General features: G+C 68.9%; 12 protein-coding genes. 7 read left to right on the top strand and 5 right to left on the bottom strand.

Features of this window, described 5'->3' with window-relative positions:
• Positions 1-9: 9 nt before the first annotated feature.
• The 4 genes from pstC to GVL05_RS00685 form a co-directional block, all read right to left on the bottom strand.
• Positions 10-960: a phosphate ABC transporter permease subunit PstC gene (gene pstC, locus GVL05_RS00700; protein WP_159570382.1), complete on the bottom strand. Its 951-nt coding sequence runs from the start codon at positions 958-960 to the stop codon at positions 10-12.
• A gap of 180 nt (positions 961-1,140) precedes the next feature.
• Positions 1,141-2,244 carry a phosphate ABC transporter substrate-binding protein PstS gene (gene pstS, locus GVL05_RS00695; protein ID WP_123936877.1) on the bottom strand — a complete coding sequence of 368 codons (1,104 nt, stop codon included), beginning with the start codon at positions 2,242-2,244 and terminating at the stop codon, positions 1,141-1,143.
• Positions 2,245-2,454: 210 nt separating this feature from the next.
• Complete coding sequence (locus tag GVL05_RS00690; protein ID WP_159570379.1) at positions 2,455-3,402, bottom strand: NUDIX domain-containing protein; 948 nt, start codon at positions 3,400-3,402, stop codon at positions 2,455-2,457.
• Positions 3,399-5,564: an RNA degradosome polyphosphate kinase gene (locus GVL05_RS00685; protein WP_159570376.1), complete on the bottom strand. Its 2,166-nt coding sequence runs from the start codon at positions 5,562-5,564 to the stop codon at positions 3,399-3,401. The genes GVL05_RS00690 and GVL05_RS00685 overlap by 4 nt, the downstream gene beginning before the upstream one ends.
• A gap of 207 nt (positions 5,565-5,771) precedes the next feature.
• Here GVL05_RS00685 and GVL05_RS00680 point away from each other — a divergent pair, with 207 nt between their 5' ends.
• The 5 genes from GVL05_RS00680 to GVL05_RS00660 all read left to right on the top strand — a co-directional run bounded on the left by GVL05_RS00680 (position 5,772) and on the right by GVL05_RS00660 (position 13,729).
• Positions 5,772-6,053: a hypothetical protein gene (locus GVL05_RS00680; RefSeq protein WP_027466625.1), complete on the top strand. Its 282-nt coding sequence runs from the start codon at positions 5,772-5,774 to the stop codon at positions 6,051-6,053.
• Positions 6,054-6,159: 106 nt separating this feature from the next.
• On the top strand, positions 6,160-11,538 hold the full coding sequence (locus tag GVL05_RS00675; protein WP_159570373.1) for a DUF6531 domain-containing protein: 5,379 nt from the start codon (positions 6,160-6,162) through the stop codon (positions 11,536-11,538).
• Positions 11,539-11,547: 9 nt separating this feature from the next.
• Complete coding sequence (locus tag GVL05_RS00670; RefSeq protein WP_159570370.1) at positions 11,548-12,015, top strand: hypothetical protein; 468 nt, start codon at positions 11,548-11,550, stop codon at positions 12,013-12,015.
• A 354-nt stretch (positions 12,016-12,369) separates the two neighbouring features.
• A complete protein-coding gene (locus tag GVL05_RS00665; protein ID WP_159570367.1) occupies positions 12,370-12,831 on the top strand; it encodes a hypothetical protein in 462 nt (153 codons plus the stop codon).
• 457 nt (positions 12,832-13,288) lie between these two features.
• The gene (locus tag GVL05_RS00660) at positions 13,289-13,729 is read left to right on the top strand and encodes a hypothetical protein (RefSeq protein ID WP_159570364.1); all 441 of its coding nucleotides are present in this window, start codon (positions 13,289-13,291) and stop codon (positions 13,727-13,729) included.
• Between the two features lie 18 nt (positions 13,730-13,747).
• On the opposite strand, the gene GVL05_RS00655 is transcribed toward GVL05_RS00660, so the two are convergent.
• Positions 13,748-14,341, bottom strand: coding sequence for a hypothetical protein (locus tag GVL05_RS00655; RefSeq protein WP_159570361.1), 594 nt, complete (start codon positions 14,339-14,341; stop codon positions 13,748-13,750).
• A gap of 252 nt (positions 14,342-14,593) precedes the next feature.
• On the opposite strand from GVL05_RS00655, the gene GVL05_RS00650 reads away from it, so the two are divergent.
• Both GVL05_RS00650 and GVL05_RS00645 read left to right on the top strand, forming a co-directional pair.
• Positions 14,594-17,353: a hypothetical protein gene (locus GVL05_RS00650; protein ID WP_159570358.1), complete on the top strand. Its 2,760-nt coding sequence runs from the start codon at positions 14,594-14,596 to the stop codon at positions 17,351-17,353.
• Positions 17,350-18,756 carry a hypothetical protein gene (locus GVL05_RS00645; protein WP_159570355.1) on the top strand — a complete coding sequence of 469 codons (1,407 nt, stop codon included), beginning with the start codon at positions 17,350-17,352 and terminating at the stop codon, positions 18,754-18,756. Before GVL05_RS00650 ends, GVL05_RS00645 begins: the two co-directional genes overlap by 4 nt.
• The last annotated feature ends 29 nt before the right edge of the window (positions 18,757-18,785 follow it).

Genomic DNA, 18,785 nt, shown 5'->3' with positions numbered 1-18,785 from the left:
TGCGACCTCTCAGCTGACCCGCGTGCGGACGATGTACCGCGCGAGCATGTTGATGACCAGGGTGATGACGAACAGGATCAGGCCCGTCGCGATCAGGGCGTTCAGGGCGGTCCCCGATGCCTCGGCGAACTGCAGCGCGATGTTCGCGGCGATCGTCGAGGGGTTCTGCGAGGTCAGCATCTGGAAGGTGACGTTCGTCGAGACCGACAGCACCAGGGCGATCGCCATCGTCTCGCCCAGGGCACGTCCGAGCCCGAGCATGATCGCGGAGACGATGCCGGACTTCGCGAACGGCAGCACGGACAGGCGGATCATCTCCCAGCGCGTCGCACCGAGGGCCAGGGCGGCTTCCTCGTTGAGCGTGGGCGCCTGCAGGAAGATCTCGCGCATGACGGCCGTCATGATCGGGATCGCCATCACGGCGAGGACGATCGATGCGGTCAGGATGGTGCGGCCGGTGCCGGACACCTGGCCGGAGAAGAGCGGGAACCAGCCGAAGTACTCGTTCAGGAAGGCGTAGAACGGCTTCACGAACGGCGCCAGCACCACGATGCCCCAGAGGCCGTAGACGACCGACGGGACCGCGGCGAGCAGGTCGATGACGTAGCCGAGCACCGGCGCGAGGCGTCGCGGTGCGTAGTGCGAGATGAACAGGGCGATCCCGAGTGCGAGCGGGACCGCGATCACGAGCGCGATGAGCGCGGACCAGACGGTGCCGAACACCAGGGGGCCCACATAGTCCCAGAAGTTCGTGGCGTTGTTCGGCAGGTCGCCGACCTTGGCGGCGAACGCCGGGATGCTCTGCCAGACGAGGAACGCGGCGACGAGCACGAGCACGAAGAGGATGAGGCCGCCGGCGATCACCGAGGCGGCGGAGAACACCCGGTCACCGACGCGGACGACGGCCTTCGGCTTGGTCGGGGTGACGGTGGCCCCTGGCTGGGCCGGTGCGGTCGTCATGGGACTCCTGTCGGAGGAACGCCGGGGGAGGCGACGGGTTCGGGTGGTGGAGCGTGGAGCGGGGAACGGGGTGCTGGTCGGACGGGCGCTGGCGGTGGAGCCGGGCTGCTCGCGTCGCGACGAGCAAGGGCCCGGACGCCGGTCAGGTGGGTGGGACCGGCGTCCGGGCGCTTGGGGGTCTTACTTGATGGAGTCGACCGCGGCAGCGGCCTTCTCAGCCAGGTCGGACGACAGGGCGGCCGACTTGGCCTCCTTCGCCGCGGCGTCCTGGGCGTCGCCGGTGACGACGTAGTTCAGGAAGCCCTTGACCAGGTCGGCCTTGTCCGAGTCCTTGTACTCCTGGCACGCGATGGCGTAGGAGACGAGGACGAGCGGCCAGGCACCGTCAGCGGTGTCCTTGCGGTCGATGTCGATCGCGAGGTCGTTGTCCTCGCGGCCGGTGGCGACCTTCGAGTCGGCGACGACCTGCGCGGCGCCGTCGGCCGAGATCTCGGTGGCCTTGTCGCCGACCATCAGCTTTGCCTTGTCGAGGTCGCCCGCGCCGGAGTCGTCGATGTAGGTGATCGCGTTGGAGGCGCTGCCCATGGCGGAGGCGACACCGGAGGTGCCCTTCGCGCTGTCACCGACCGAGTACGGGAAGGTCTGGCTCGGCTCTTCGGTCCAGACGTCGCCGGCGTTCGCGGAGACGTACTCCGAGAAGTTCTGCGTGGTGCCCGAGTCGTCGGAGCGGTGCACGACCGTGATGTTCGCGTCCGGCAGGTCGACGCCGTCGTTCAGGTCGGCGATCTGCGAGTCGTTCCACTTGGTGATCTTGCCCGAGAAGATGCCCGCGATGGTCTTCGCGTCGAGGGTCAGGTCGCTGACGCCGTCGACCTTGTAGGCGATCGCGATCGGGGAGATGTAGACCGGGATGTCGATGGCCTTGGTGTCGGCCTTGCACAGGTCGAAGGAGCCCGAGAGCTCCTCGTCGTTCAGTGCTGCGTCGGAGCCGGCGAAGTCCGCGGCGCCCGAGATGAAGTTCTTGCGGCCGGCGCCCGAGCCGTCGGGCGAGTAGTTCACCGTGACGCCCTTGGCGACGTCCTGGAAACCGGCGGCCCAGGTGGCCTGCGCGGTCTGCTGGGCGGACGAGCCGGAGCCGGTAAGGGTTCCGGTGAGGCTCGAGGAGCCGGTGTTGCTCGAGGAGGACTCGGTGCTGCCCGCGTCCTCGTTCGCCGCGCACGAGGAGAGCACGACTGCGCCGGCGATCGCGATTGCTGCGATCGAACCGATTCGCTTGATGTTCACAGGGGTCCCTTCGGGGATGGGGTGCAGTGGGACCACTGCGGTCCCTGGGCCGGTGCCGACCCGGGAGCGACTGTAGGGACGCGAGGTGACGGGGATCACGCGCGTTGGTGAACGGAAGGTGAACGAGGGGTTGTGCCGACCGGGAGGCGCGGATCGCGTTCCGGGCGCGGCGGACGCCCGGCGCGCGGCCGGGTGCAGGGCGTGTGGTCGCTACGCCGGGATCGTGTTGCGGTGGGTCTCGACGGCGACGAGGGTCTCGCCGGCGATGTGCATCACCGAGAAGTCGCCGACCGACAGCATCGCGGCACGGCGCAGGTCGAACCGGCCGGAGTCGTCGGCGGTCGCGGTGGCGATCCGCGCGATGATGTCCGGCAGCACCGGCCCGTGCGAGCACAGCACCGCGGTCTTGCCCTTGTCGAGTCGCCGACGGACGACGCCCTTGACGTCGGCGGCGCCGCGGTCGTGGGCGTCCTGGCTGATGTCGGAGCTGCTCGAGACGCCGAGCTTCGTGGTGGCCGACAGCGGTTCGACGGTGGCGAGGCACCGTGCTGCCGTGCTGCTCACGATCTTCTTCGGACCGAACGCGGCGACCGGCGACGCCGCGGCCTTGGCCTGCGAGCGGCCGACGGGCAGGAGCGGACGGGTGGCGTCCGGGCCGTTCCAGTCGGAGCCGGGCACGGTCTTCGCGTGCCGCAGCGCGATCAGGGCGAACGTGCGGTGGTGGCCCGCGGCGGCGCGCTCGGCGAACCGGTCGAGGATCGCCACGTCGCGCTCGTACGTCAGGCGGTTGCGCGCGTCGTCGATCGTGACCCATTCGAGTGCGGCGACCTCGTGGTTCGGGGTGAAGTCGCCGGCACGGGCGTACTCCTTCGCCGAGACGCGCGCGGCCCAGTAGTGCACGACCTTGTCGCGGCCGTTCGGCAGCACGTACTCGGCGGTGCCGAGCGGGGCGCCGAGGTGCACGCGGTAGCCCGTCTCCTCGTCGATCTCGCGCACGGCGGTCGTCGGGACGGCCTCACCCGGGTCGACCTTGCCCTTGGGCAGGGAGACGTCCTTGTGGTGGTCGCGGTGGATGAGCAGCACGAGGGGCGTGCCGTCCTGATCGCGCCAGACGACTGCGCCGGCGGCGAGGACGGGGCCCGAGGGACCGCCGCTCACCGAGTGGAGCGCTTCCGAGCCGAGATCTTCCGCATGGTCACATTCTGCACGTCTTCGAGCGGACGACCGTCATCGTCGGTCGAGTGCCGCGTCCACTCGCCGTCGGACTCGAGGTGCCACGAGCTCGCGGTGTCGGCCATCGCCAGGTCGAACATCGCGAGCACCTCGTTGATGTGGTCCGGCGCGGTCAACCGCACGAGGGCTTCGACCCGGCGGTCGAGGTTGCGGTGCATCATGTCGGCGCTGCCGATGAACACGGCCGGGTCGCCCTCGTTGTGGAACGCGAACGCGCGGGAGTGCTCGAGGTACCGGCCGACGATGCTCCGCACCCGGATGGTGTCGCTCACCCCTTCCATCCCCGGCTTGAGCGAGCAGATGCCGCGCACCCAGATGTCGACCGGCACACCGGCCTGGCTTGCCAGGTAGAGGGCGTCGATGATCTGCTCGTCGACCATCGAGTTGACCTTGATCCGGATGCCGGACGGCTTGCCGGCGCGGGCGTTGTCCGCCTCGGTCTGGATGCGCTTGAGCAGCCCCTTGCGCAGGTGCAGCGGTGCGACGAGCAGCCGCTTGAACTTCTTCTCGATCGCGTAGCCGGACAGCTCGTTGAACAGGCGCGTCAGGTCCTTGCCCACGGTGTCGTCCGCGGTGAACAGGCCCATGTCCTCGTAGATGCGCGAGGTCTTCGGGTTGTAGTTGCCCGTGCCGATGTGGCTGTAGTGCTTGAGCGTGCCGCCCTCCTGCCGGATGACGAGCACGAGCTTCGAGTGCGTCTTCAGCCCGACCAGGCCGTAGACGACGTGCACGCCGGCCTTCTCGAGCTTGCGGGCCCACGTGATGTTGTTCTGCTCGTCGAAGCGCGCCTTGATCTCGACGAGCGCCAGGACCTGCTTGCCCGCGGCGGCGGCGTCGATCAGGGCCTCGACGATGGGGCTGTCACCGGAGGTGCGGTACAGCGTCTGCTTGATGGCGAGCACGTGCGGGTCGGCCGCGGCCTGCTCGAGGAACGCCTGCACGCTCGTCGCGAAGGACTCGTACGGGTGGTGCACGAGGACGTCGTTCGCCTTGATGGCGCGGAACAGGTCGGGCTTCGTGTTCGGTTCGCCCGGCTGGAACTGCACCGGGGTCGTCGGCACGTGCTTCGGGTAGTGCAGGTCCGGACGGTTGATCTTCGAGATCTCGAACAGGCCGCCGAGGTCGAGCGGCGACGGCAGCCGGAAGACCTCCTGCTCGGTGATGTCGAGCTCGCGCACGAGCAGGTCGAGGGTCACCGGGTCCATGTCCTCGGTGATCTCGAGGCGGATGGGCGGCCCGAACCGGCGACGCAGCAGTTCGCGCTCGAGGGCCTGGATGAGGTTCTCGGCCTCGTCCTCCTCGATCTCGACGTCCTCGTTGCGGGTGACCCGGAACACGTGGTGCTCGAGCACCTCCATCCCCGGGAACAGGTCGTCGAGGTGGTTCGCGATGAGGTCTTCGAGGGGGATGAACCGCATCCGCCCGGAGTTGTCGTCCGGCAGCTTGATGAAGCGGGAGAAGTTCTGCGGCACCTTCAGGCGCGCGAACTCCTGCCGCTGCGACTTCGGGTTGCGGACCCGGACCGCCAGGTTGAGCGAGAGCCCGGAGATGTAGGGGAACGGGTGCGCCGGGTCGACCGCCAGGGGCATGAGGACCGGGAAGATCTGCTCGTTGAAGTACTCGCGCATCCGAAGCCGGTCGGCCTCGTCCAGGTCGGACCAGTGCTCGATGTGGATGCCGGCGGCGTCGAGGTCGGGCTTGAGCGAGCCGATGAACGCCTGGGCGTGGCGGTCCTGCAGCTCGTGGGCCTTCTTCGCGATGTCGCGCAGGACGTCGCTCGGTGCGCGGCCGACGTTGGTCGGGACGGCGATGCCGGTGTCGATGCGGCGCTTCAGGCCGGCGACCCGGACCATGAAGAACTCGTCGAGGTTCGACGCGAAGATCGCCAGGAAGTTCGCACGCTCGAGCAGGGGCTGCGTGCGGTCCTCGCCCAGTTCGAGCACCCGCTGGTTGAAGCGCAACCAGCTGAGCTCACGGTCGAAGTAGCGGTCCGACGGCAGCGACTCGTGCTCGATCTCGACGACCTCGTCGAAGTCGTCGAGGTCGGGTGCGACGGATTCGCCGTCGAGCTGCGGTTCGGTGTCCATGTCCACATCCTGCCACCAGGGCACCACGGCCGGAGGGGCTCTGGTGGACGCTGTGGAAACCCGCGGTGAACGGACCGTTTGTGAAGGAACGGTCACGATATACGAACGGTGACATCTGCGCCGGTTTGTGGGTATGGTGGGTCCCGTCAGAGCCTCCGGGGGGATTCCACTGCGCGGGGGTGCAGCTACGAATGAAAGAGGTTCATCATGTCGCGTGTCCTTTCGACCGAGCAGGCCAAGACCGCCATCCGTCAGGTCCAGTCGATCATCAACGGTGGGTTCACCGACCAGATCTCGCAGCTCGACGCCCAGGGCCGGATCCTGTCCGACTCGAACGTCTGGGACGGCCCGCTCGCGGCGACGTTCCGTGGGTCGACCTGGCCGGAGACCAAGGCCGCCCTCGACAAGGCGAAGACCGAGCTCGAGCAGCTCCGCACGCAGCTCGACAAGATCTCGCAGGACATCTTCACCGCGGGTGGCGGCGCGTAAGCAGCCACTCGTTCCGCCCGGACCGTCGCGCTCGCGGCGGTCCGGGCGTTCGCGGTCGGTGGGGCCGCGTGACCAGCACGACCAGTACGACTTCGGGGGATGAACCATGGCTGACCTGCACGGCAACGATCCGGTCGAGTTCGACAACGCCACGGCCGACGCGCTCAGCACGGCACTGAACGGCGCGGCCGAGTCGATCGAGGGACAGGCCGGCTCACGGCAGTCCTACGTCACGACCGCGTCGCAAGAGTTCCGCGGGCACTTCTCCGAGCTCTTCGCGGAGAACGCGTCGACGGCAGCGTCCGACGGTTCGACGATCGCCGCGAACCTCCGCACCGTCGCGGGGTGGGTCGACAAGATGAAGGCCGCCGCCGAGCGGGAGAACGCTCGTCGCAAGGAAGCCCGCGACTGGGAAGCGGAGTACGGCGACCGGAACTTCTTCGAGTGGGTGCACGACAAGGTCGCCGGGGCGCCCGTGCCGCCCACCGTCCACCACGAGGACGCACCGACCTTCGACCAGGCGACCGGACCGAGCACTCCGCGCCAGACGCCGAACCCCGGCTCCGGTGGCGGGGGTGCGGGCGGGACGTCGTCCGCGAAGCCCGCCGACCTCCGCTCGTTCGCCACCGGGTCGTCGACGCTGAACCAGTCCCTCGACGGCAAGCCGGCCGGTGTGCGCGGCAAGCTCACCGACTTCGCGTCGAAGTGTTCCTGGGGGCACATCGACGCGACGAGCCTGGTGAACGCCTTCGAGCAGTGGATCACCGCCAACGGCCAGGACGTCACGTGGGCGAACACCATCGCCGACGCGTTCGCTGCTGCCGGCGGTGAAGGCGCCGTCTCCACGGTCTCGGATGCCGCGCTCGCCGCAGCTCTGGCTGCAGCCGGGGTCTCGCAGTCCCGCACGGACCTGCAGTTCGATCCGCCGTCCGCCTACGGGGCCCAGCCGACGACCGGCTACTCGATGGACCCGGTCAACACCACGACGGGCAACTTCCTCGAACCGGAGCTCGACCTCGGGTTCACCGGTGCATCTGCAGCGCTGCAGGTCACCCGCATGTACAACTCCCTCGACCAGCACGTCGGGCTCTTCGGTCCGGGGTGGGCGTCGATCCTCGAGACCCGGCTGCTCATCGACGACGAAGGCGCGTCCTTCGTCGGTGCTGACGGCCGCCAGGTCCGGTTCCCGCGCGACGGCGAGGGCTGGGCGCGCGGAGTCGGCGAGAACCGCAGGCTCGCGGCCGAGGGTGACCGGCTCGTCGTCCGCGACAACCAGGGCGGGCGCATCGACTTCTCGCCGTCGGGGCAGTGGCTCGGACAGCGCGGCGGAGCCGGCACAGCGGTCCGCATCGAACGGAACAGCGACGACGTCGTCGTCCGCCTGGTGCACGAGCGAGGCCGCTCGATCGACGTCGACCACGTCGACGGCCGGGTCACGGTGCTCCGCGCGTCCGACGGCCGCCGCGTCGAGTACGGGTACGACGACCGGGGCCGCCTCGTCACGGTGACCGATGCCGTCGGCACCCGGACCTACGGCTGGAACGACGACGACCTGATCATGACGGTCACCAGCGCGGCCGGTGTCGTCGAGGTCGACAACACCTACGACGACCAGCGCCGCGTCGTCGAGCAGGTCAGCCCGCACGGCCGCACCGTGCGCTTCGCCTACCTGCCCGGTCGTGTCACGGTGGTGTCCGACCACGACGGATCCAGGTCGAACTCCTACATCGCCGACGCCAAGGGGCGTCTCGTCGGGGTCATCGACTCCGACGACCGCCGCCAGTCGATGAGCTACGACCGCCACGGCAACCTGGTGTCGGCGACCGAGCGCGACGGGTCCGTCACCGTGCACGCGTACGACGACCGCGGCCGGAAGACCCGCACCGTCACGCCGTCCGGCGGTGACCTGACCTACGGGTACGACGAGCAGGACCGCGTCACGACCGTCGTCACCGAGGCCGGCGCCGTCGTCACCTACGAGTACGTGGGCGACGACCGCGACCCGTCGGTGATCACCGACCCGGTCGGCGGCCGGACTGAGCTGAGCTGGCGAGACGGCGCGCTCACCCACGTCGTCGACCCGACCGGCGTGGTCCTGACCTTCGACCACGACGCGTTCGGCGAGCTCGTCGCGACCACGAACGCCGTCGGCGCCACCGCTCGGATCGAGCGCGACGCCGCCGGTCGCCCGGTCGCCGCTGTCAGCCCGTCCGGCGCCCGGAGCGAGTACCGCTACGACGCAGCAGGGCTCCTCGTCGAACGGCGTGACGCCGACGGGGCCGTCTGGCGCTTCGAGTACGGCGCCGGCTCACGCATCGCAGCGGTCGTGGACCCACTCGGAGCACGCACCACGTTCGACTACGCCCCGAACGGCGAGCTCGCGACGACCACCGACCCGCTGGGTCGGCGTGTCTCGCGGACGTTCGACGACCAGGGGAACCTGGCGGAGCTCGCGTTGCCGGGCGACGCGGTCTGGACGTTCGCGCACGACGCGTTGTCGCGCCTCCAGGCCGTCACCGACCCCGCCGGCGCGACCTGGCGTCGTGAGTACGACGTCGTCGGCGAGCTGACGGCGACCATCGACCCGACGGGCGTCCGCCAGGAGTTCTCGGACGACGTCGCGAGCGGCGTCGCGACCCTGCGTGACGCCTTCGACTCGGCGACCGTCCGGTTCGACGAGTACGGCCGACCCGTCGAGTCCACGTCTGACGAGACCGGTTCCGAACTCATCACCTACGACGCCGCCGGTCGCCCCGTCGAACTCGTCGACGGCGAAGGCGGACTGACCCGACTCGAGCGCGACCTCGCCGGTCGCGTCGTCGCGTTGGTCGCCCCCTCGGGCGCGCGCTCCACGTACGAGTACGACGCCTGCGGGCGTCCCGCCGCAGCCACCGACGCCGCGGGGGCGCGGACGACGCTCACCTACGACGCGGACTCCCGTGTCGTGGCCCGGACCCTGCCCACCGACGAGGTCGAGGAGATCACGTACGACGCCGTCGGGCGCGTGGTCACGCAGACGACTCCGGGTTCCGGCACCGCGCGGTTCCGCTACGACCAGGCCGGGAGGCTCGTCTCCAGCCACGACGCACGCTTCGGCCGTCGTCGGTTCCGCTACGACCCCGCGGGCCAGCTGATCCAGGTCGTCAACGGTCTCGACGGGGTCACCTCGTTCGAGTACGACGAGCGCGGGCGCCTGGTGACGATCACCGACCCTGCCGGCGGGACCACTCGACGCGAGTACGACGCCGCCGACCGTGTGGTCGCGGTCACCGACCCGCTCGGCCGGACGACCACCGCGGCCTACGACGCCGCCGGCCGTCAAGTCCGGCAAACGGATGCCGAGGGACGAACGACCGAGTGGACGTACGACGCGGCCGGCCGACAGCGGGCCGTGCTCGTCGACGGTGCGGTGCAGTCGGAGATCTCCCGCGACGCCGTCCACCGCACGGTCGTCGTGTCGGACCACACCCGTGGTGCCGGTCGGACGATCGAGCACGAGCTCCAGCGCGACCGCCGTGGCCTGCTCGTCCGCCGTGCCCGAGGCGACCGGTCCGTCGCGTGGGAGTACGACGCCGACGGCAACCGCACGGCTCGGGTCGACCCGAACGGCACCCGCACCACCTACCGCCGCGATGCCGTCGGCCGCGTCGTCGGGGTAGAACGGGACGGCGCCCCTGCCGGCACGTTCTCGTACGACGCCTCGGGTCGGATCGTCCAGGCGGCCACCGGCGACCTGGTGCAGTCGTGGTCGTACGAGGGTGGCGCACTCGTCGCGCACACCTCGACGACGCTCGACGGTGCCGCGACCACGCGCATCGAGCGCGATGCCGATGCGCGGATCACCGCGGTCGACGGACCGTCCGGAGTGGTGTCGTACGAGTACGACGCTGCCGGCCAGCTCGTCCGTGCCGGGGACTCGACGTGGACCTACGACGACCGTGGGCGGCTCGTCGCCGAGACCGTCGGCGGGGCCGAGACACGCCACGAGTACGACGCCGCCGGACAGATCATCGCGACGATCACCGTGGGCGGCCGGACCGAGTACGTCCACGACGGTCTCGGCCGACGAGTCCGGCGGACCGCCGCCGACGGTTCGACCACCGAGTACGCGTGGTCCGACCTGGGGTACCTCGCTGCCGTCGTCGACCGCGACGCCTCGTACGCTGAGACCGGTCGGCTCGACGTCTGGGTCGATGCCCTGGGTGAACTCGCCGAGGTGGCCGGGGTCGCGGCGTGGTGGGACTCCGCCGCGGTCGTTCCGTCGCTCATCAGCATTGCCGACACATCGTTGCTCGACCTGCCGGGGGGTGTCACCGCGATCGGCGATGTCGTCACGCAGCCCGCGTGGCGCAGCGCGCGCGCCACCGACGCTGCGGACCCTTGGGCGGCGCTCGCTGCCGTCACCGACGTCGGGCTGCCCGCGGGGGTGGCACTGACCGGCTCGGGCGGGGTGTCCGTCGCCGGGTTGGAGTGGCTCGGCGCACGTGTGTACGACCCTGCGGCGCGAGGCTTCCTGTCGGTCGACCCGCTCGCGCCGATCCTGGGTGCGGCGTGGTCGGGGAACCCCTACTCGTACGCCGGCAACGACCCCTTGCAGGCCGTCGACCCGCTCGGGCTGCGGCCGGCGACGGACAAGGACCTGCAGGCGTACCGGGAGGCGAACCAGGGTGCGATCGCCAACGTGCGCGACTGGGCTGACGAGCACTCGGAACTCATCTCCAACATCGCCATCGGCGTCGGGATCGCCGCAACCGTCCTGGCGATGTGCACACCGCTGGGGCCAGTGGTGGCCATCGCAGTGATGGCCGGCGGCGGCGCGGCCCTCGCTGGGGGGATGTCGATCAAGTCGAATCGCGGGAAGGACGGGAAGGTCGATTGGGGCGCGGTCGGTGTCGATGCCCTGATCGGTGGAGTCGCTGGCGCGGTTGGAGGAGGGACTTCACTCGGCTTGTCCAAGGCCGTTCCCGCTCTGGGTAGATCGAGCATCAGCTGGGTAGCGCGAGCGGGTGGATCTCGAGTGCTCGGGGAAGCAGGGCGATCCGCGATCTCCAGCGGTGTGCAGAACGCTACGAGCAACATGGCTGACTACGGAGTGAAAACGGGCTGGCAAGGTGACGCCGGTGGGTATCTCCAAGCCGGGGGTGTGGGAATGGCAACAGGCACGGCTTTTAGTGCAGTATCCAGCGCTTCCGCGCCGAAGCTCGGTTCGATGTTGGCTTCGAGGCTGAACCTCGACGACGTTGCAGGATCCACCGGCCGTCACGCGAATCTTGAAGGAGTGTCGACTGCCACGCAAGCGGCTAGTGCCGTGGTGAGCAAGGGTGTCGACTCCGCGGTAGGAGGATTCCAGAGCGTTGTGAACGAGATAGCTCGGCCCGGCGGTGACGCTTCGGGCGCGAACCTCAGCAGGAGCTTCTGGAGCGGCGTTGTAGGAGGCGCTGAAGGACCTGACGTGCACAGCCCAATCGCTCGGCACCGAGGATAGAGTCTTCTCGTGAGCGTTCCTGCGGAAGACCAGACGCCGGCGAGAGCCACCCGTGTAGCAAAGAGCCGAGCCCGGATCCGACGGGAACGTCTGAGCGCCGTGGCAATTCTTCTTCTGGTGATCGGTGTCCCGGTCATCGTCTTCGGGTTCGGCCCGTCGATTCTACGGTGGTATGACGATGGGCATCGCATCGAAGTCGTCTGTAACGTGCGATCCGCGGAGGCGAATATTTCGTCTTCGCGATCCGCGAAAGGCGCAGGGGGGTCGGAATCGCAAGTTACCTTCCACACCGACTGTGGCAACCTTCTCTACCTGAACGGTGTTGATAGATCAAACATGAAGAGAATAGCTGCCGCGGTCAACGCCGGTGAAGACTATCGGTTTCAAGTCGGGGCAGGCTCGTATAATCTGCGCTCGGGTCTCAAGATAGTGAAGGTGGCACCAACGATTTACAAGTACGCAGAAGTGAGTAAATAGCTTCCTGCGGGTCAAGGTGGGGTATTGTCAGCGATGTTCTTGGTGGGTAGCTTCGCCAATCGGGCGACGCTGCCCGCTCGCCCGGCGGGCGTCTTCGAGATCATCTGTAGATGAGCATTCCCTGGGTCGAAGGCGTCGGATAGCGTTCGTCGGGTCGGAGTGACGGTTGACTGGCACGGGGTCAGCGAGGGCGCAGACCGCTGTCGACCATGTTGTCGGAGGGAGACAGTCTGTGGATCACGAGATCGCGCGACCCAACGTTGACCGTGGCGGATTTGCTCCCGGAAGCTCTGGCCGGATTTGTTTTCGGGGCAAAGGGGCCACCTTCGCCGGGGCAATGAGAGGGTGCGTGTTATGAGCGACGATTCAACCGCGCGATCCGTCGGCAACGCTCCAGGTCATGTGAGCCGAGACGCCTACTCGAGGTCGCGTTGGATGCGCTATTTTTCGGCGCTCGGTGTAGTGATCCTGATAGTGATCGCCGTGTTCGTTGCGCCGGCGTCGCTGAATGCCTACGACGCGGCACGCCACGCTTGGATATCATGTGACGTGAAATCGGCTCATGCGGGAACTGGTAGCAATGTCAACCGAATTGGGATTGGTGGTTCGCGCGCGGAGGTTGAAATACAGACGAAGGACTGCGGGTCGCTGCTGCTTCGTCAAGGTGTTACTCAGGCAAACTCGAAGCAGGTTGCGACCAGGCTCGAAGAAGCTGGGCGGGTGAAATTGGAGGTGGGCACTGGGTCCTACGCACTTCGATCGTTTCTTGGTGTGATCAACCGCCTCCCCACCGTCTACCGATTCCGCTCTGCATAGGGGGCTGAACGCTTCAAGTCATCCCGAAGGTGGCTCAGATCCTGCGCACGGCTGGCGGGGCAGGGGTCCGACAAGCAAGTGCCACTATGTTTACCAAAGGCGGGCAGCTGGCCATCGCAGGAGCGGTCCAGGGTGTCGGGGCCAACGTTGCCGCCTACGGCGTGAAACTCGCGATGTGCACGCCGCTGGGTCCTGTGGTGACCATCGCCGTGATGGCCGGCGGCGGAGCTGAGCTGCTTTGGCCGGGGGCCTCTCGAACTGGAAGAACAGGCGGGAGGATGGCAAAGTGGATTGGCGGAAGGTCGGTTTGGCGTGATGCATTCTCGCCTGAAACGTACGGGTTCGAGCTGACGAAGGGGAGCCGCGGGAAGGCCGTGGCGCGTCCGTCCCGATGCCGGGACGGTGGACTGCCTGCCGGCTGGCCAGTTTGTCGGCACGACGGGCGTCGGAGTCACGGTTGACTGATACCGGCGCTGAACGAGTCGCACGGAGAAGGCGCGTGCGGCGGGAAAGGGTCGCGGCATCGATCGTCCTCGCTGTCGTTGTCCTCGTACCCCTGCTGGGCTTCTTCGTCGGGCCGATCACCTTGAAGGTGTACGACGCAGGACACCGGGTGCATGCAGTCTGTACCGTCACCTCTGCCCACAGCAGCGCCGAATCGTCCCACTCGCTGAAGGGGATCGGTTCGTCGACGTCGCAGATCGTGTTCGAGACCTCGGACTGCGGAACACTCGTTCTGCAGCGGGGCGTCACCCGTGACAACGAGGATGACCTCGCCGAGACCGTCGTCTCGGGCGAGCGCTACGAGTTCGACGTCGGTGCGGGCTCCTTCGCCGTGCAGAGCTTCCTCAACACGATTCGACAGGCCGTCTACGTCAAGAGCTTCGAGCCGGCCTGAGGGTGGCTGAGGCGCTCGTCAGTGCCCGAAGACCCGGACGAAATCGTTCCACTGCGCCGGCGCACGCTGCTCGAGCCATGCGCACAGTTCCGGGTAGGCCGCATCGATGGAGATGACGCTGATGACGCCGCGCTGCCCGTTCACCTTGATGTCCAGGCCGCCGAATCGGTTGGTGGTGGGCCGGATGTGCTTGATCGCCGTCGGGTCGATGGTCCGTGCTGCGCGGAACATCGGGGTGACCACCAGCTGGGAGTCGTACGCCTCGACGCGACGGCGCTTCTGCCCGACGCCGAGGTAGACGAACAGGATCCCGAACAGCACCATGGCGACAGCAGTGATGAGCATCCCGATCGCGTCAGGGTCGTCGAGCAGCGTGAGCGTGGCGAGGAAGAAGAACCCTCCCACGACGATGAACACGATCCCGATGATCCGGAGCAAGAGGTAGTTCCACCGGCGTGCGCGGACGGTGAAGAGCACGCCGTACGCCTCGTCGCCCACGACGGTGGACGGTGGTCGCTTGCGATCGCTCCGGCGGACGAGCGCGCTGACGGCGGCCGGGATCGCGATCATCGCGATCAGCGCGATGAGGACCGGCGAGAGGTTGAGTGTCACCGATCTGCCCCCGGTCGTGCGTATGGACGTCGTCGTTCGATGGGCCCGAAGCCCTGGTCCCCCTGGATCATGCGTGCAGAGTATCAGCGCGGCTGTGGACAGCGATCGCGCGACGCTCCGGATGCGATACGTTGTATGCCAGTCGGGGCGTGTGGCCCGAACGGGGGCGGCCAGGGCGGCCGATCGACGCGGACCCGACGCCATCGAGCAACTAGCATCGATGTGCTCGACGATTCTCTTGGGGGGAAGACCGTGATCAACCAGCGTGCCGGGAACACCGGAGCACGAAGCACCACTCGCCGGCTCGTGGGGGCGGTCGCCGTCACCGGCATCGCCGCGCTGGTGCTCGCCGGGTGCACGTCCGACGACAAGCCGGTGGCTGACCCGTCACGGATCCTGCAGACGGTCGACACGCGTCTGGCCGCGGACGGCTCGATCACGTCGATCTCCGACACTGCGATCTCCGTCGCGGGCAAGGACTCCTCGTCGGCGACGACCGACCACGACCCCGCCAAGGCGGCTGGCGACCTCCCGCTCCGCATCACGACGCAGTACTCGACGTCCAAGAAGACCGGTACCGACCTCGCCGACCTCGACGGGTACTCGGGCCGGATCGCGATCGACCTGACGATCGAGAACCTCACGGTCACGTCGAAGAACCTGACCTACGACGTCGCCGGGACCTCTCGCTCGACGCCGGCGCTGGTGGGCGCGCCCTTCAGCGTCGCCGCTTCGACCGTCCTCACCGGCACCGCGGCCGACCGGATCGTCACCGATGCCGCTGACTCCGGTTCGTCCACGGACGGAGTCGTCAGCACGAACGAGGACGGGGACGCGGTCGTCCAGTGGGGCCGCCTGCTGGCACCGCCGACATCCGGCGCGAGCAGCACGCTGCACCTCGTCGCCGACGTCAAGGACTTCACGGCGCCCACGTTCGACGTCGCCGCGCAGCCCGGGCTGTCCACGGACCTGTCCTCCACGGGCGTCGTCAACGCGGCCTTCGGGTCCGACAGTGACTCCGAACTCGCGCTCCAGCGCCGCACGATCGACCTGATCTCGCAGGTGAACGAGGTGCTGGCGCGCGCCGGTGGCACCATCACCGAGGTCCGGTCGAACCTCGAGACCACGTCGAAGACCCTCGGAGTCAGCACGGCCGAGCGGCTCAAGGAGAGCAGCTCGTCCTTGGCGGGCACCATGCGGTCCCTGTCCGGCGAGCTCGGTTCCCTGAACGGCGACCTCGGGGCGACCGTGAAGGCGACACAGTCCACCGTGCTGCAGCAGCTCCAGCAGACCACGACGAGTCTCGACAGCCTGCTCGGCGACACCTCGGCGACGGCACCGGCCACGGTGCTCGACGGCAACGGGTGCGCGGCGACGCCGAAGACCTCGACCGCGGGCGGCAGCGTCTACGGCAACCTGCTCCGCGTCTCGTCGCAGCTCGAGGGCTACGCCGACGCGAGCGAGGCGTGCAAGCAGCAGGTCAGTGCGCAGTTGGCGGGATCCGTCGGCCCGGCGTCACCGGACGCAGCGACGTGCGCCCCTCAGGAGGCCCGTGGATCGTTGACCTGCGCGCTCTGGGAATCGTCGCGTGCGGTGAGCACCTCGTTGATCGGTCTGGTCAGCACCGGGCAGCAGCTCGCCGACCAGCTCGACCCCAAGCTCGCGGACACGGCGATCGAGCAGTCGAACGCCCTGCGCGCCAAGCTCGGCGAGATCGACACCGCGGTCCAGGCCCTCGGAAGCGACGGCACCGGCGAGGTTGCTCGCACCCTGCAGGCTTTGCAGGACCTGCGTGACCAGACCGCCAACGACCTCGGCCCCGTGCGCGACGCCGTCACGACGGTGAACCGGCAGGCAATCGCAGCGAGCGGGCTCGTGGGCAACGCCGGCGATGGTCTGTTCAGCACCTCGATGCAGGCGCAGAACCGTGAGGTCGCCGACCAGCTCTGCGCCCTCGCGGCAACCGACCAGCTCGACGCGGAACAGGCGGATGCGCTGCGGGGCTACCTGACCGCGACCCCCTGCCCCGGCGCCGAAGAGGGCACGACGCTGAAGCCCGGTGGACGGTTCAGCACCCCGATGGATGAACGCCTCACGGACCAGGCGAAGCAGTGGGACGCGGTGATCGCGGCAACCGATCTCCGTTCCGCGACCGGCATCGGTGCCGCGATCACGACGCTGTCCGACGACGTCGATGCACTCGACGACGGCATCGAGGAGGTGCGTCGAGCGGTGCGCAACGACGGGGGTTCGGTCGACGGCGCAGCCCGCCAGCTCGAGGAACTGGTCGAGCAGGCAACGAAGTCGAGCGATGTGGTCGGCACCCAGCTGACCGCGATCAGCGCCCAGCAGACCGAGCTGCAGGACGCCGTCCGCAAGGCCTTCGCAGACGCGTCCACGCAGTCCGAGAAGGACGTCCAGGAGATCATCGACCAGCAGGTGCGGCAGGTCAGCGAGACGGCGAAGGGCAGTCGTGACGCCGTCATCTCGGCCTTCGACAAGTCGATCGCCGGCCTCCGGTCCACCTCGGGCGAGGTCACGAAGGACTCGAAGGGCACGATCGACGAGCAGAAGAGCACGCTCGAGCAAGAGGGTTCGGAGCTCTCCTCCGCGGTCGACCGGCAGACGGCGTCCAGCCTCGAGCGCATCGCGGCCAGCACAAGCGCCTCGACGCGCGACGTGCAGGGTGCCTCGACGCTGCTGACCGGCGACCTCAACCGCGTGATGCTCGACCTGGGCGACCGCAAGGTCAACGGCTCCGGCATCCTCGGCGCCATGGCCACGAGCGCGGCGAAGTCCGACTCCGCCGACTACCAGCTCGCCCTGGCGTCGCAGAACGCCGCGGGGTACGCGAACGTCCGGGCCGAGGACGTCGCCGGCATCCTGCTCCAGCAGGAGCAGTTCCGTGCATCGCTCGATGCGGCGACGACGCTGCCGGCGTTCCAGCTGAAGGTCCCGGCCAGCGCGACGTCGACCACGCTGTACACCTTCCGGATCGGGGCGGACCGATGAGCGACAAGACGACCGAAGTCACGGCGACGGAGAGCGCCGACGGAACGCGTCCGCGCAGCCGCCGTCCGCTGCTCTTCGTCGGCATCGCGGTGCTCCTGGTGGCCGCGGTGGTCGCCGCCGTCCTGACGTTCCGGGTGTTCGGCAGCAGCACCCCGGCCGAAGCGGTCTCGGCGACCGTGCCGGTGAAGATCACGGTGGGGCACGTCCCCGCGAAGACGACGATCGGCGTCATCGTCACCCTCGGCGACGGCGAGGGATCCGAGTGGAACGAAGCGGCGCAGGGTGCGCTGGTGGCGGAGCGTCGGCTCGCACTCGGTGGCACCGACGTCGCGCTCGTCACGAAGAACGACGGCGGGACCGCTGCCGGGGGCACGGCCGCGGTCGAGGCCCTCGCGAAGAGCGGGGTCGCGGGCATCGTCGTCGCCTCGTCGGGCAGCCACGTGTCCGGCGCCCTCACTGCTGCTGCGGCGAAGGGCATCCCGGTCGTCCTGCCCTACGCTCCGGCGGAGAAGGACTCCTGGTCGACGGCGCCGGCGGCTGGCTCGATCAGCACGGCGATGACCACGGCACTCGGCGACGCCGACGCGCCACTGCTGGTCGACCTGGGCGGCGGTGCTCCGGCGGGCCTGCGGGTCGCGCACGTCCTGGACGGGGACGACACCGCGGACGCTGCAGCGCTGGCCACGACCGTCGCCGAGCGCACCGGCGCGACGAGCAACGAGGAAGACGCCGATGCCGATGCCAACGCGAAGACGGTGACGCCGGACTCCGACGCGGTCGTCGTCAGTGGCTCCGCGCAGCGCCAGGGTGCCTTCGTCGCCGCGCTCCAGGCCGAGAACGTCACGGTGCCGGTCGTCCTCACCCCGGATGCGACGAGCCCGGCGTTCGGCGCAGCGCTCGTCGAAGCCGGCGGCAGCCTGAGCGGCGCCTTCCGGACCGTGGGTGTCGCCACCGACGACGCCCGAGCGCTCGCCTCCGATGCCGGGGGCCGCGCGATGTCCGCCTTCCTCGGCGGTGTCCGGGTGCTCGCCGGTGACCAGGACGCCGAGAACCTGACCGGTGACCAGCCGTTCTCGGCGGTCGCGGGCGCAGCGGACTCGCGTAGCCACGACGCCGTCATCGCCCTGGTCCGCGCCGTCGGTTCGGCGCGGAGCGTCGAGCCGGCGGACGTCACCGATGCCCTCGCCACGCTCGACCTCGACGCCGATGCGGGCATCGCCGGTCCGGCACTCGACTTCACGCGGCAGCAGGCCCTCGGGACGCCCGCGACGGTGCTCGCGGCGTCGGCACAGCAGCTCGGTCTCCGTCCGGCCAGCACCGCGTCCGGCGACGGCACCGGGAGCGGAACCGACGCTGCCCGGACCGCGTCGCTCGTCTGGTTCGACGACTCCAGCACGGACTGACCCACCCACGCACCGACCCGGAAGAGGAA

The sequence above is a fragment of the Curtobacterium sp. 18060 genome (assembly GCF_902706105.1).
Taxonomy (GTDB): domain Bacteria; phylum Actinomycetota; class Actinomycetes; order Actinomycetales; family Microbacteriaceae; genus Curtobacterium.
The sequence above is the reverse complement of the archived record's forward strand: the minus strand, read 5'-3'. Positions and strand labels throughout refer to the sequence as shown.

Bases quoted from the DNA above. Each gene is read 5' to 3' on its own strand.
- pstC (WP_159570382.1), bottom strand. From the start codon at position 960: ATGACGACCGCACCGGCCCAGCCAGGGGCCACCGTCACCCCGACCAAG.
- GVL05_RS00685 (WP_159570376.1), bottom strand. From the start codon at position 5,564: ATGGACACCGAACCGCAGCTCGACGGCGAATCCGTCGCACCCGACCTC.
- GVL05_RS00680 (WP_027466625.1), top strand. From the start codon at position 5,772: ATGTCGCGTGTCCTTTCGACCGAGCAGGCCAAGACCGCCATCCGTCAG.
- GVL05_RS00675 (WP_159570373.1), top strand. From the start codon at position 6,160: ATGGCTGACCTGCACGGCAACGATCCGGTCGAGTTCGACAACGCCACG.
- GVL05_RS00665 (WP_159570367.1), top strand. From the start codon at position 12,370: ATGAGCGACGATTCAACCGCGCGATCCGTCGGCAACGCTCCAGGTCAT.
- GVL05_RS00645 (WP_159570355.1), top strand. From the start codon at position 17,350: ATGAGCGACAAGACGACCGAAGTCACGGCGACGGAGAGCGCCGACGGA.